Origin of the sequence: Listeria ivanovii subsp. ivanovii, from assembly GCF_900187025.1 — a bacterium.
Classification (GTDB): domain Bacteria; phylum Bacillota; class Bacilli; order Lactobacillales; family Listeriaceae; genus Listeria; species Listeria ivanovii.
This window is the reverse complement of the sequence record NZ_LT906478.1, coordinates 541,700-555,242: the sequence shown is the minus strand read 5'-3', so window position 1 is coordinate 555,242 and position 13,543 is coordinate 541,700. Positions and strand designations below refer to the sequence as shown.

Here is a 13,543-nt window from a genome sequence, read left to right as displayed (position 1 = left end):
GTTACGAACCTCCCCCAAAGAAATTCATATTAATAAAGTAAACAATCACTGAAGTAACCGTTGTCACTGCACTTCCCCAAATAAGATCAATTACAGTCATCGCAACTGGCCAATCTTTTAATGTTGCTAAGTTCGTCAAATCGTATGTCGCGTAACAAATTAAACCGAATAATACAGCAGCCAAGACGACATAACCAATACTTTCTTTTTCGGTTCCTGGAATTAAAACGAAAAAAGTAACACCAATAACATAAAGTAGATAGAAAATAACAGCTGGCCATATTCGGACATCTCCCATTAACTCCCCGATAAAATGCTGATACATTTTTTTAGAAACGATGAGTAACCAAAAAAGATCAAATATCAAAAAAATAACGGCGCTCGTTATGAAAAGCTTCAAAAATTGTGTCATTGTGATTCCCCCTTATCACCTGATAAGTGAATTCTAGCATACCTGATTCATTCTCCCTAGAAGGTTGCTCACATTTCTCCATGTGAATTTCGGCACAAAAAAAACAACCGTTCCTTCGTTAAACGATTGATTCTTTATTTATAAATTTTGAGAGGCATACGTTTTACTGAATTCATAGCGGGCGATTGCTGCTTTTCGGCGCTCTTGATGATCAACTATCGGAAATGAGTAATCTTCTCCTAAAATCAATTTAAATTCCGTTTGTTCTTTTACTGTCATTTTTTCGGGTTGGTGAATGAATTTATTTGGTACACCTGCTAATTCTTGGACATATTTACGAATAAAGTTACCTGATGGATCAAATTTTTCTGATTGAGTTGTTGGGTTAAAAATCCGAAAATATGGTACAGCATCCGTTCCTGTTGACGCTGCCCATTGCCAACCACCGATATTGCTTGCTGGATCATAGTCAATTAGCATTTGTTCGAAATATTTTTCTCCCCAGCGCCAATCAATCAAAAGATCCTTCGTTAAAAAAGAAGCCGTAATCATCCGCAAACGATTATGCATCCAGCCAGTTTCTTTTAACTGACGCATCGCTGCATCAACAAGCGGATACCCCGTCGCACCTTGTTGCCATTTTTGAAAGTAGTTGCGATTATTTTCCCATTCGATAAAACGATAATTAGTCTGAATCGCTTCATTTTTTTGATTAGGGAAGGAAACATATATCATATTATAAAAGTCGCGCCAACAAAGCTCTTTTTCGAATGTTGCCCTTCCGTCTGTAAGTTCTGCTCCTTGAACCGCTTGCCAAACCGTCCGAATCGAAAGTTCTCCTGTCCGTAAAAAACGTGATAAATGGCTTGTCCTATCCAAATTTGGGTAATCTCTCACTTTATTATATTGAGCTAGGTCTTCTTTTATAAAAGTTGCTAATCTTGTTTGTGCTGCTTTTTCACCGAGTATAGTGGCATCTACCTCTGAAAAGTCTTGTGTCATCCTCGCAAATCGCTTTTCATCTTCTGGAAATAAACTTTCTTTTTCTATTTTCGCAGGATTCAATTTAACATGTAGCGGTAATTCTTTGATTTCTTCCTGCCATTTTTTATAATAAGGTGTAAAAATTTTATAATATTTGCTGGATGATTTTTTCACTTCATCTGCGTGGTGAAGATAGGTGTCATAGAAGGCATGGATATTAATTCCCTCTTCGGTAAAAAATTGGCATGCTGCTTCATCTCGTTTCGAACCGTTCCCTGTTTCATCACGATTGAAATAAACTTTATCCCAGGATGGAACTTGTTCTTTTAGTTTTTTGAACAGACTAATTGGTTCCCCAAACATAATTTGTAAGTGTGCTAGTTTATCAAGTTTTTGTTTAAAATGAGCCACACTTGAGAAAAATGCTTGATGGTTCGGACTTCCTTTGATGAATTGTTCTGGATTTACTTGAAATAATAGAATCAAATCATCCTTGTCTTTACAAGCTTCATAAAGTGCTTTATTGTCATTTAACCGTAAATCTCTCCGAAACCAGATTATTGAAGTCATTCTATCATCCTTCCTAATGAGTTATTTATGGCTATTATACGAGAATAGACGTCATATAGAAAACAAAGGGCTTGCGTAAATCCACACAAAAAAGAACCCTGTCGAGACAGAGTTCTTTTTAAGGTGCATCTGTTAACGTCCACTCAATGGTCGCCTCATAGTTTTCATCTGTATAAGTTTCTGCTGCGTCTGCTTCTACAAGAATCCCTTGGTTTTCTCCCCATTGAACTGGGACATTCATTTCGCTTGTTGTTTGTGTTTGGAAAACAGTTGTTTCTTCAGCTGATAATATTCTTTTCTCGCCTGTATTATCAACGAAAATAAGTCCTTCTGGTAAAATATGCGCACTATTTGTTGTCGAAGTTAGTGGTGCCTGAATTGATGCTGTAACACGGAATTTGCTACCAACTCCTCTTGAATCAAGAACCGACATCGCAAAGTCTGGGGTCCGCTTGGCAATGTTTTTCTGCTTAGCTAATTCAATCGTTTCAAACGAAAAATTTTCAGGAACTTGATTAAATTTCAACTCTCCGGTTACTCGGATGGTAACTTCTTTCGTTAAAGTACCGATTTGAAGTGTTGCCTTATATTCGCCAACTTCTTTTTTCAAATCAGTTCCGCTCACGGTAATTCCAGAAGTTAAATCTACACCTGTTTCAACATCATATGCGTTTGCTTCTGCTTTATCGATAATTAGTTGTTTTAAGTTTTCTTCATCAAGGCTACTTATCTCATCCAAATGCACTGCAAAATCAACTGCTCTAAGCGCTGTGTTATCTTGTATAACAGTTGCATCATCTTTAATAAATACTGGAACAACAATCTCCACGTAGTTATTTGCCTTATCTTTCAGACGGACTACGGCTTGTGTTGGACCAAAAACATCCATGTCTGGTGTGCTTATAATTGTTGCTGTTACACCACTACCAACTGTGTTGTCTGAATGATCATAAATATCGGTCACTAATTGAGATACTTCTGGAAAAACATCTCCCACATTTAAAATTTGTTGTACTGGTGTTCCGTTTGGGGGAGTCACATCAGTTACAGTTACTTTTTCAAGATTAATTTCACGTTGGTCTTGTGAGATAGTCGTTGTGAGCTCCGTATATGGTTTGATAAAGCCATTTGGAATTGGTATTTCGAAATGGCCATTTGCATCAGCTTGCCCATTTAATTGTTGCGCTACACTATCTTCGGCATATAAAATCTTGGTATAAGCATCTTTAGTAGCTGTTCCTGAGACAGTCGCATCTCCATCTGTCACTGGATTTAATTTTCCTTCTAAACGTCCCATAGCAATCATTCTTGCAGTATACTGATTGAAATTAGCTGCCGTCATTCCTGCATTTGTTGATAAAATATTCGTCGTTTTCCCAGTAAAGGTTAAGCTACCTGTTACATTTTCCGTATTTGATAGATAAAAGCTTTGTTTAGGAGCCTCTTTTCTATCAACAGGTCCTACTGTATCCCAGTAATTGACCATCTGAGCTTCAAAAGAAAAGGTGCTTGTGTATGGCCAGACTAGCATTGTACTATCAGGCTCCGTTGCCATTAAAAAACTTCTTGGATTTCTGATATCAAGCTTAGCTGCTGAATTAGAGAAATAAACTAATTCACCTGATCCACCTGTTCTTTTGAGTACAAAGCGTGCATCTGGATTCACTGTAAGATTCCCTGAAAGCCAAAGATAAGTCCCTGAACCTGCTGTTTTTGTCATCGAAACATCTGCACCTTCATCAATATTAATTGCACCACCCGCTGTATCACGAAAAATATTATTGCCAGAAATAATATCTAGCTTGGCATTTTTCTCCACGTTAATGTCAATTGGTTTCGAGCCACTTCGGTAAAACATTCCATTAGCGGTTGTAAGCACTTTAACATCTGCATTTTCCTTTACTGTAAAAGTATTTACATCCGCAGTCCCGCTACCAAACCAAAAAGCACTATCGTTATTGGAACCTCCTTCGTGCTCAATATTCAGCTTTCCAGAAACAGTAAGGCCTTTCATCTCGCCTACTTCATTTGGAGACGCAGAACCACTTACCACCGAAGCAATTTTAATATTATTGTTACCTGAGAAAGAAGCTGTTCCATTCAAGTTGTATATTAGTTGTGGACCCTGATAATTCACATTTTCATAGTTTTGAACAACATTTTTTGCGGCACTTAACACAGAAATGGTTCCATAATAGTTTTTTCCAAATACATTGATATCTATCAAAGTAGTTTCTTTTGTACCACTATTGGAATTAACCGTAATAACTGAACTTTGAAGTATCGAACTAGACATTGTTTCTGTTAAAGTGTGAATTTCATTCGTGACTGGGTCTTTACCAGATAAAGTAAATGACTTTTTAGAATCTGCTATTTTAATTCCACCTGAAAGAGAAATATCAGCGCCTAAATACACTGTATCTATTCCATTGTCTTCTGAAATAGCTTTCTTTAATTCATCAAACGTTGTGACAACAGCCTCATTACTCGCTAGTTGAGCAGATTCTGTGTCTTCGGCTTGAGCAATTACTCCAGAATGAAGGAAAAGAGCTGCTATGCCGATTATAAGGATTATTTTCTTAAAAGACAATTCGCTAGCTCCTTTCGTTTATTACTATCTTTTTTTACGTCTTCTTACAATGATTAAAATAATTACTACTAATCCTAAGAAAATTCCAGCAGCGATACCTACATAAAGCCACATATTTGATTTCTCAATATTCACTGCTTCTTTGTTTAAATCTTGCCCTTTTTCATCAATAGTAAATTTTTGATCCCATTTCCATGTATTCTCTCCATCTGTTGCAGTCATTTTCAAACGATATTCGCCTTTTTCTAATGGTTTATTTTCCCAATCAATCGCAAAATCAAAGCTTGAATTAGGCGCCATTGTCATATTACTTTTTTTCGTTTGGTGAAGAACTTTAGTAGAATCTTGTTCGTAAATTTTTGCATCAATGCTTAAACCGTTAATAATGACCGGCTGATCATTTTGTAATTTCGCAACAATCGCTGTACGATAGTTTACGAGCGATGGCTTGATGCTTATTAAGTTTATATTAGGTAATACTTGTTTATCGGTTTCAGTTAATTGCATTCCGACAACATAGGAATATTCATTTTTAATGGAGACCCCTTTTGCTTTTCTGGTCCCTTCCGTAGCTTTCTTTTTAAATTGTACTGCGCCTAAAACAACTCCATCCACTGTATCTTTTGGCATTTCAATAGTCACTTGAACTGTTTCCGTACCATTAACTGGGATAGTTAGTAATTTTTGGTCGTCTGCTATTTTCGCTATTTGTGGTAACGAATATTTTAAGCTTTCATCTTGTTCACTTGTATCATTTTTAGTGTAATCAATTGTACCTGTTCGATTTGTTGAAGCATAATTAACACTTGCCTCTACTTGAATTTCTTCATTCGAATTATTCTTCACATCAATTTCTACTGTTTGCTTTTGTTTTGGTTTCATTTTCAAATCAAAATAAGTTTGTTTTTTATCAATCTGGTTAGTTGGTATTTTTGCTTGAACAGAATAGCCAACATCTCCTTCTGCTGCACTTACTTGTGAAACAGGAAAAAGGCCAAACAATAATGGAACGATCAAAAACAAACTAAAAAAAATTTTTTTCACATAATCCTTCCTTTCTATATTACTTAATTTCTAAAAAATTGGCGTCTAAGGTTGATGAAAACTAACCTTAAACGCAAATTCCATTAAGCACCTGGTGCGTCCGATAATGTCCATGTAATCGTTGCTTCATGATCTCCAAGTGTAGCACTTCCGGCTGGAATAACTAACTTTACATTATCATTTAAACTATCTACATCGTCTGGTGTTGCTCCTAACCAACGATTAATCCATGTTCCCATTCCTTCTGTTTCTTCAGCTGAAATTACATCTACAATAGAAGTGCCATCTGTTGGAATGTCTACTTTTTGGGATGCAGTTGGTGAAGTGGTTGTCGTACTTGCAGACACAGCTTCCCCATTTTGGAATGAAAGAGTTGCTCCAGCTAAAGAATTAGTGCCATATTCATCTTGAAAAGCACTTGCTGTTGCTGTTACATACCATCCTTTACCTGTTCCACGGCGGTCACTCACTTGAATAAATGGCTTTCTGGAAGTGGCTGAATATGTTGCTTCATTAGATGATATTTCTTGTTCGCCAAAAGCAACTGAAGATACATAATCTAATGTAAGCGCCCCTGTATTACCTGTTCCTGGATCAGTTGGATCTACTGGATCAACTACCCCTGTTCCTGCTATAAATTTAATAGTTGCTTTAGAATCACCGACAGACGTTACAGCTAATGCAGATGGAGCCATAAGAGTTATTGAGCCTAAACAAATTGCTCCTAAAATTACTGTTTTCTTAAATATCATTTCTTGCTCCTTTCACTTATATGTTGGCTTCATACTAAAATGAAAACAGTAACAATACAATGAACAAATTGTTAAATTTACTAGAAGACCTGCTTAGAGTCAACCAAATTTCAACAAACAGCACTCAAAAAACGGCTTTATTCCTCATTTTATTTTGTAAAGCAAAAAAATGTGACATTTTAGTGAACTTTAGCATCTAATTTATGTAGATTCCTATAAAAAAGTATTTGATGTAGACAAAACCCCCAGTTATTAGAAATTTTCTAGATAACTGGGGGTTTAATTATTCTTCTTTATTTGACACTGAAGATACAAATTCGCTTTCGGGTTGTTCGCCATATAAACCTGACACTCGTTTGAACCAGATGAATACATGTGTAACGATTACTTTAAGAACTGCATAACCTGGTACAGCAAAGATTACCCCAAGTACGCCAAACAAGTTTCCGGCTACTAAAATAACAAATAAAATGGTAATTGGGTGCACTTTTAATGTTTTCCCCATTACTTGTGGAGAAATAAATTTACCTTCAAGTAATTGAACAACACACCAGACAATGATTAATTTAACTAGTAACCAAGGAGATGTGACAATCGCAATAATGATAGCTGGTGTAATCGCAATCGCTGGTCCTAAATATGGAACAATACTAGTACATGCTGCAATGATCGCTAGCGTCAGCGCATAAGGTAAACCAATAATTAGATAACCGATAAACAAAAGAATACCAATACATAAGCTAACGATGATTTGTCCACGAATATACGAACTGATTTGATGGTTTGCTTCACCAAGAACTTGACGTGTATGTGCACGGCCATTAACTGGCAACATTTTCAGTAAAAAGTCAGGTAATTTCTTGCCATCTTTTAATAAGTAGAATAGAACAAGTGGTGTAGTTACTATCGCTAGTATCACTTCTGTTACCGTTCCGACAATGCTACCGATGCTTGTAATTGCACCATTTAATACGGAGGTGCCTTTTTCAGAGATGGTTTTCATAATATCACTCATATTAGTACTTAATTTATCTTTCAGCTGGTCAAACAGACTTGATTGGCTGAACTCATTGAATTTTTGTGTGATTTGATCCCAGTACCCTGGAAACGTTTTAAATAGGCTAATAATTTGATCTTTTACAGCTGGAATAACAAAACTAAATAATAGAATAATTAAACCAATGATGACTACGTATAACAAAGCTATTGCCCAACCGCGCTTCCATTTCTTCTTCTCCAACCAGTCAATTACTGGATTAAATAAGTAGTAAGAAATCCCTGCTAGAATAATTGGCGGAGCGACGGTTTTGAGAATGACCATTAGCGGATCAAAAATAAATGCTATCTTGGTTAAAACGTAAATATCAAGTGCAACTAATAGAAAAATTAATAACCCTAGTACAAATTTGTTATCAATAAAAAACTGCTTAAATTTTGTTAACGACCCCTTCACTTTACCACCCTCTTTTTTGTATATTGATTTTCATTTGTTACCATTATATAGAATATTACCCTCGTTCTCACTTAATTACCCATTTTTTTGAAAAAAATCAGCCCAAAGTTGTAGTATCAACCTTGGACTAAGCCTTCCGGATCTAATTCAAGTAGCGCATGAGCGAAATAAAAATGATAATCCGCTTGGAATTTCTCAAATAACTGAGCGCCTTCCTTTTGATACATGACAAGCGGATCTTGTTGTCCATATGCACGTAAATGAATTCCTTCTCGAAGTTGCACCATCGCATCTAAGTGCACGACCCACATTTGGTCCATTAAGTTTAAATAAACTTCTTTTTCGATAGCATTGATAGTTTCTACTGGGAATTTATCACGCTCTTTTTTATGCCAAGCAACAATTTTTTCTACGACTTCGGTAGGTTCCATCAGCGATACTTCGTCAAAGGAAATCGGGAATTTGGTTCCACCAAGAAATTCTTTTTGACGGGCGTAATATTTTTCCATTTTTTCTGGGTCAGTTTCAGTATGGATAAAGGCATATTCGGCTACTTCACGAAGAATTTTCTCGGAAGATACACCCAGTTTATTTCGTTCTAGCAATTGATCTCGTTCTTTGTATACCATTTTTCGTTGTAAATCGATTACTTCATCATAGGAAAGTAAGTCTTTACGAATGTCATAATTGGCGCCTTCTAATCGTTTCTGCGCATTAACAACCACTGCATGGATTTTACTTGAATTTACTGGTTTGCCATCACGTGGCGCTTTTCGTTTTAGTTTGGCAGATAATTTTTCCCAGCTTTTACTTTCGAATTGTTCTAGTAAATCGTCCTCCAATGAAATCATGAACTTACTAAAACCTGGATCTCCACGTCGACCAGAACGCCCCATTAACTGCAAATCAATCCGACGACTTTCATGGCGTTCTGTTCCAATAACAGCTAATCCGCCAAGTTTATGAACATCTGGGTCGAGTTTTATATCGGTTCCACGTCCAGCCATATTAGTCGCCAAAGTAACCATGCCACGTTTTCCTGCTTTAGCAATAATTTCAGCTTCTTGTGCGTGGTTTTTGGCATTTAAAACTTGGTGTGGAATTCCAGCAGCATCAAGTAACCCACTAATCCACTCGTTGCTTTTTATCGAAGAAGTTCCGATTAATGTCGGTTGGCCTTTTTCATAACGCCAGGAAACTTCGTATACAATCGCTCGTCCTTTTTCTTTCTTTGTATAAAAAATATCATCTGGTACATCTTCCCGGTTGATCCGTAAATTAGTTGGAATTACAACGACATCCATGTTATAGATTTGTCTAAACTCTTCTTCTTCGGTTTTAGCTGTCCCCGTCATCCCAGAGATTTTCTTGTACATTCGGAAATAGTTTTGAATCGTAATGGTCGCAAGTGTTCGTGATTCTTCCTTCACTTCGACACCTTCTTTTGCTTCAATTGCTTGGTGAAGCCCATCATTAAAACGGCGTCCTGGTAGGGCTCGCCCTGTGTGTGGGTCAATTATTAGCACTTCATCATCAAGTACTACATAGTCCTTATCTTTATGCATTAAAAAGTGAGCCCGCATTAAGAGCATGGTAATCCGAAGTACGGATTGCGCTTCAGTTGAGTATAGTGATTCTACCCCCCAAAACTTCTGTGCTTTTTCTATCCCCGCATCATTGAGCCAAACAAAACGCTTATGTTCTTCTATTTCGTAATCATCTTTCATCATTGTTTTCACCAGTTTATTGGCTGTTAGGTAAAGCGATAAATCTTCTTCTTTACGGTCTGAAATAAGCAGCGGTGTACGAGCTTCATCTATTAAAATAGAGTCAGCTTCGTCTATCAATACAAAATCTAATCCGCTTTGTACTTTATCTTCCATTTGTCGCACCATATTATCTCGTAAATAATCAAAGCCAAACTCAGAAGCTGTTCCATAAATGACATCTGCTGTATAAATAGCTTTTTTCTGTGCCTTATCTAGTCCAGATTCATTTAGGGAAACCGAAATACCTAAATATTCTAGCACTTGTCCAATTTCTTCACGGTCACGTCTTGCTAAGTATTCATTGGCTGTAACGAGATGTACTTTGTTACCACGTATTACTTCTATAAACATCACAAATAACGACATCAATGTTTTACCCTCACCGGTTTTCATTTCTGCCACTTTACCATCACCGAGTACAAGTGCACCAATTAATTGAACAACTACCGCATCGAGCCCAATAATTCTGCTAGCTGCTTCTCGTGCCAAAGCAAAAATATTAATTTTATCTCGATCTGTCATCGGTTTTGTTTGGAACTTTTTGCGCCAATAATTTGTTTGTTCGCAAAGTTCATCTTGGTCCATATTTTTATATAAGCCTTCTTTTTTTACAATCTGGCGAGCAATTTCACGATACTGTTTTACAATTTTTCGATCATCAAAGTTCTGTTTCATTAAATAACATCCTCCATACCTTCTATTATAGAATACCATAAAGTCATCTGGCAATTCATTTCCAGTCTTTATCCACCAAAAACAGCCTCCATTTCATATTACAAATATATTAAATTTTTCTATTAACAAATAACAATAGGTTTCCCATAGCGAAAGTTGTTGATTGTTATGCATCACTCCCCTACATCTCAAAGGACTCCCCAGCAGTACATCCCAAGCCCTAAGAATACACGTTCGGTTTTATTATTGTTACAAAGTTATTACAAACATCTGGTATAGTCCGCTTTCTGCTTTTCACTCGTTATCGCTTTGTTTGTTTTTTACGTTAAAACTGGGTAAACTTAGTATTAATCACTATAAAATTAATTCTCAAATACTTAATTACGTATGGGATTTTCTGAAAAAAGAGAGGAGTTTTATGAATATGAAAAAAGCAACTATCGCGGCTACAGCTGGGATTGCGGTCACAGCATTTGCTGCACCAACTATCGCATCCGCAAGCACTGTAGTAGTTGAAGCTGGAGATACTCTTTGGGGTATTGCTCAAGATAAGGGGACAACTGTTGACGCACTTAAAAAAGCGAACAATCTAACATCTGATAAAATCGTACCTGGTCAAAAATTACAAATAACTGAGGTAGCAAGCGAAAAAACAGAGAAATCTGTTACTGCTACTTGGTTGAATGTACGTTCTGGCGCTGGAGTTGATAACAGTATCGTCACTTCTTTAAAAGGTGGCACGAAAGTAACTGTTGAATCTACGGAAGCAAATGGCTGGAACAAAATTTCATATGGCGAAGGAAAAACTGGTTATGTTAATGGCAAATACTTAGGTACTACTGTAACAAGTGCCCCTGCACCAGAAGTAAAAGAAGAAACAACTACTCAAGCGCAAGCGGCACCTGCTGCTGAAACGAAACCAGAAGTAAAACAATCTACACCAGCAACTGTTCTTCCTAAAGCGGAAACAAAAACAGAAACTCCTGCTGTAGATACAACTGCTTCAACATACACTGTTAAAAGTGGTGACACAATTTGGGCATTATCCAGTAAATATGGCACTTCTGTTCAAAACATAATGTCATGGAATAATTTATCTTCTTCTTCTATTTATGTAGGACAAGTTCTTGCTGTTAAACAGGAAGCTGCTAAAACTGCTTCACCAAAAGCGGAAGTGAAAACGGAAGCTCCAACAGCTGAAAAACAAGTATCTGCTCCAGTAGTAAAAGAAAATACTCAAACTACAACAGCGAAAAAAGAAGTTACACCTCAAAAACAAACAAATACACAAGCACCGGCACAAGCTGCAAAACCAGCCCCTGCCCCTGCTCCAACTGTTAACACTAACGCTTCTTCTTACACAGTAAAAAGCGGCGACACTTTAAGCAAAATTGCTACAACATTTGGAACTACAGTTTCCAAAATTAAAGCACTTAATGGCTTAAATAGTGATAACCTTCAAGTTGGACAAGTGTTAAAAGTAAAAGGTACAGTACCAACTGCTAATACAAACAGTAATAGCAATGCTACTGCTCCAACAACGAACACAAATAATAATACTTCAAATACAAGTACAAGTACACCTTCTAAAAACACCAATACAAACTCTAATGCTAGCCAAGGTTCTAGCAGCAGCGCAAGCGCAAGTTCTCTTATCGCTGAAGCTCAAAAACATCTTGGAAAAGCTTATTCATGGGGTGGTAACGGGCCAACTACATTCGATTGCTCCGGTTTCACTAAATATGTATTTGCTAAATCCGGCGTTACATTACCACGTACTTCCGGTGCTCAATATGCTAGCTCAACAAAAATCTCTGAATCGCAAGCAAAACCTGGTGATTTAGTATTCTTTGATTATGGTAACGGAATTGCTCACGTTGGGATTTATGTTGGTAATGGTCAAATGATTAACGCACAAGACAACGGTGTTAAATACGATAATATTCACGGTTCAGGATGGGGTCAATTCCTTGTTGGATTCGGTCGCGTATAATTAATAATTGAATGAAACCTGTGGAGCAGGAATTTCGCTCCACAGGTTTTTTGTTGGAATTTTATCTTGATGAAAGACGGTGCTCTATGAAAAACTCCATTAAAGTAAAAATATTTCCCAAATTCACTAAAGGCTATAAAGAAGGTTACCCCTTGATTCTTAAAGAACGCATGGAAAAATGGCCAAAAGACCTTGAAGAAGGCGATACATTAGAACTAATCGACGCATCCGGCAAATTTGTAGCCCGCGGTTATCACGGAAAACAAAACAAAGGTGATGGCTGGCTTTTTACTTGGGACAAAAAAGAACAACTTGATGAAACTTTTTTAACAGAATTAATTACTACTGCCAAAGACAAAAGACAGTTTCTATTTGCGGATGATTCTACTACTGCTTTTCGAATTTTCAATGGAGAAGGCGATGGCTTTGGTGGTTTTACCGCAGACTATTATGATGGCTTTCTTGTCATTCAGTGGTACAGTATCGGCGTTTATTCTTTCCAGAAAATGATTTTGGATATTTTTATGTCACTCCCAGAAATCAAAGGCGTCTACGAAAAAAGACGTTTCCAAGAAGATACAAAAGATGATTTTGTCGCTGGCCAAAAAGCCATTTTCCCATTAATTATTAAGGAAAATGGTATTAATTACGCAACTTATTTAGATGATGGTTGGATGACTGGTATTTTTCTGGATCAGCGGGATGTTAGACGACGCATTAGCGAAGATTACTCCATCTCAAAAAATGTTTTAAACACCTTCTCTTATACTGGCGCGTTTTCTGTGGCTGCTTTGTTTGGTGGTGCTAAGAAAACAACAAGTGTCGATGTAGCTGGTCGTTCTCTTAGCAAAACAAAAGAACAACTCGAAGTGAACGGGCTTGATCCTGCGACACAAAGCATCATTGTAGAAGATGTATTTCATTATTTTAAATATGCTTTACGTAAACAACTCACTTTTGATTTAGTGATTGTTGATCCACCTAGCTTCGCCCGTACGAAAAAAGTTACCTTCCGAGCGGCAAAAGACTATCCAGCTTTACTTCGTGATATTATTAGTATCACAGCCACTGGTGGTACGATTATCGCTTCCACGAACTATGCCGGCTTTGGGATGAAAGCTTTCAAAAAAATGGTAGCAGAAGCTTTCGAATCGAGCGAACGAACATATAAAATTACAGAGACGCATTCGCTTCCTGCTGACTTTACTGTAAATAAAAATTTTCCTGAGGGGAATTATTTAAAAGTATTATTTTTAACTCTGGATATATAAAAACAGCGCCCAATTATTACGGGCGCTGTT

9 protein-coding genes are annotated in these 13,543 nt (G+C 37.0%); 2 read left to right on the top strand and 7 right to left on the bottom strand.

Annotated elements, in window-relative coordinates; all coding sequences use genetic code 11:
* Position 1 precedes the first annotated feature (1 nt).
* The 7 genes from CKV67_RS02655 to secA2 form a co-directional block, all read right to left on the bottom strand.
* Positions 2–412: a DUF2177 family protein gene (locus CKV67_RS02655; RefSeq protein WP_014092032.1), complete on the bottom strand. Its 411-nt coding sequence runs from the start codon at positions 410–412 to the stop codon at positions 2–4.
* Between the two features lie 138 nt (positions 413–550).
* Positions 551–1,966, bottom strand: a complete 1,416-nt coding sequence (locus CKV67_RS02650) for a cryptochrome/photolyase family protein (RefSeq protein ID WP_014092031.1) — start codon at positions 1,964–1,966, stop codon at positions 551–553.
* Between the two features lie 118 nt (positions 1,967–2,084).
* The gene (locus CKV67_RS02645; protein ID WP_014092030.1) at positions 2,085–4,556 is read right to left on the bottom strand and encodes a hypothetical protein; all 2,472 of its coding nucleotides are present in this window, start codon (positions 4,554–4,556) and stop codon (positions 2,085–2,087) included.
* A gap of 24 nt (positions 4,557–4,580) precedes the next feature.
* Complete coding sequence (locus CKV67_RS02640; protein WP_025279774.1) at positions 4,581–5,600, bottom strand: WxLIP family cell surface protein; 1,020 nt, start codon at positions 5,598–5,600, stop codon at positions 4,581–4,583.
* 83 nt (positions 5,601–5,683) lie between these two features.
* A complete protein-coding gene (locus tag CKV67_RS02635) occupies positions 5,684–6,352 on the bottom strand; it encodes a WxL domain-containing protein (protein WP_014092028.1) in 669 nt (222 codons plus the stop codon).
* 283 nt (positions 6,353–6,635) lie between these two features.
* Positions 6,636–7,805, bottom strand: a complete 1,170-nt coding sequence (locus CKV67_RS02630; RefSeq protein WP_025279773.1) for an AI-2E family transporter — start codon at positions 7,803–7,805, stop codon at positions 6,636–6,638.
* Between the two features lie 116 nt (positions 7,806–7,921).
* The gene (secA2, locus tag CKV67_RS02625) at positions 7,922–10,249 is read right to left on the bottom strand and encodes an accessory Sec system translocase SecA2 (RefSeq protein ID WP_014092026.1); all 2,328 of its coding nucleotides are present in this window, start codon (positions 10,247–10,249) and stop codon (positions 7,922–7,924) included.
* A 424-nt stretch (positions 10,250–10,673) separates the two neighbouring features.
* Between secA2 and CKV67_RS02620 the strand changes: the two genes are divergently transcribed.
* Both CKV67_RS02620 and CKV67_RS02615 read left to right on the top strand, forming a co-directional pair.
* Entirely contained in the window at positions 10,674–12,242 is a 1,569-nt protein-coding gene (locus CKV67_RS02620) for an invasion associated endopeptidase (RefSeq protein ID WP_095075135.1), read from the top strand.
* Positions 12,243–12,328: 86 nt separating this feature from the next.
* Positions 12,329–13,513, top strand: coding sequence for a class I SAM-dependent rRNA methyltransferase (locus CKV67_RS02615; RefSeq protein ID WP_014092024.1), 1,185 nt, complete (start codon positions 12,329–12,331; stop codon positions 13,511–13,513).
* The last annotated feature ends 30 nt before the right edge of the window (positions 13,514–13,543 follow it).

Bases quoted from the DNA above. Each gene is read 5' to 3' on its own strand.
- CKV67_RS02655 (WP_014092032.1), bottom strand. From the start codon at position 412: ATGACACAATTTTTGAAGCTTTTCATAACGAGCGCCGTTATTTTTTTG.
- CKV67_RS02635 (WP_014092028.1), bottom strand. From the start codon at position 6,352: ATGATATTTAAGAAAACAGTAATTTTAGGAGCAATTTGTTTAGGCTCA.
- CKV67_RS02620 (WP_095075135.1), top strand. From the start codon at position 10,674: ATGAAAAAAGCAACTATCGCGGCTACAGCTGGGATTGCGGTCACAGCA.
- CKV67_RS02615 (WP_014092024.1), top strand. From the start codon at position 12,329: ATGAAAAACTCCATTAAAGTAAAAATATTTCCCAAATTCACTAAAGGC.
- secA2 (WP_014092026.1), bottom strand. From the start codon at position 10,249: ATGAAACAGAACTTTGATGATCGAAAAATTGTAAAACAGTATCGTGAA.
- CKV67_RS02650 (WP_014092031.1), bottom strand. From the start codon at position 1,966: ATGACTTCAATAATCTGGTTTCGGAGAGATTTACGGTTAAATGACAAT.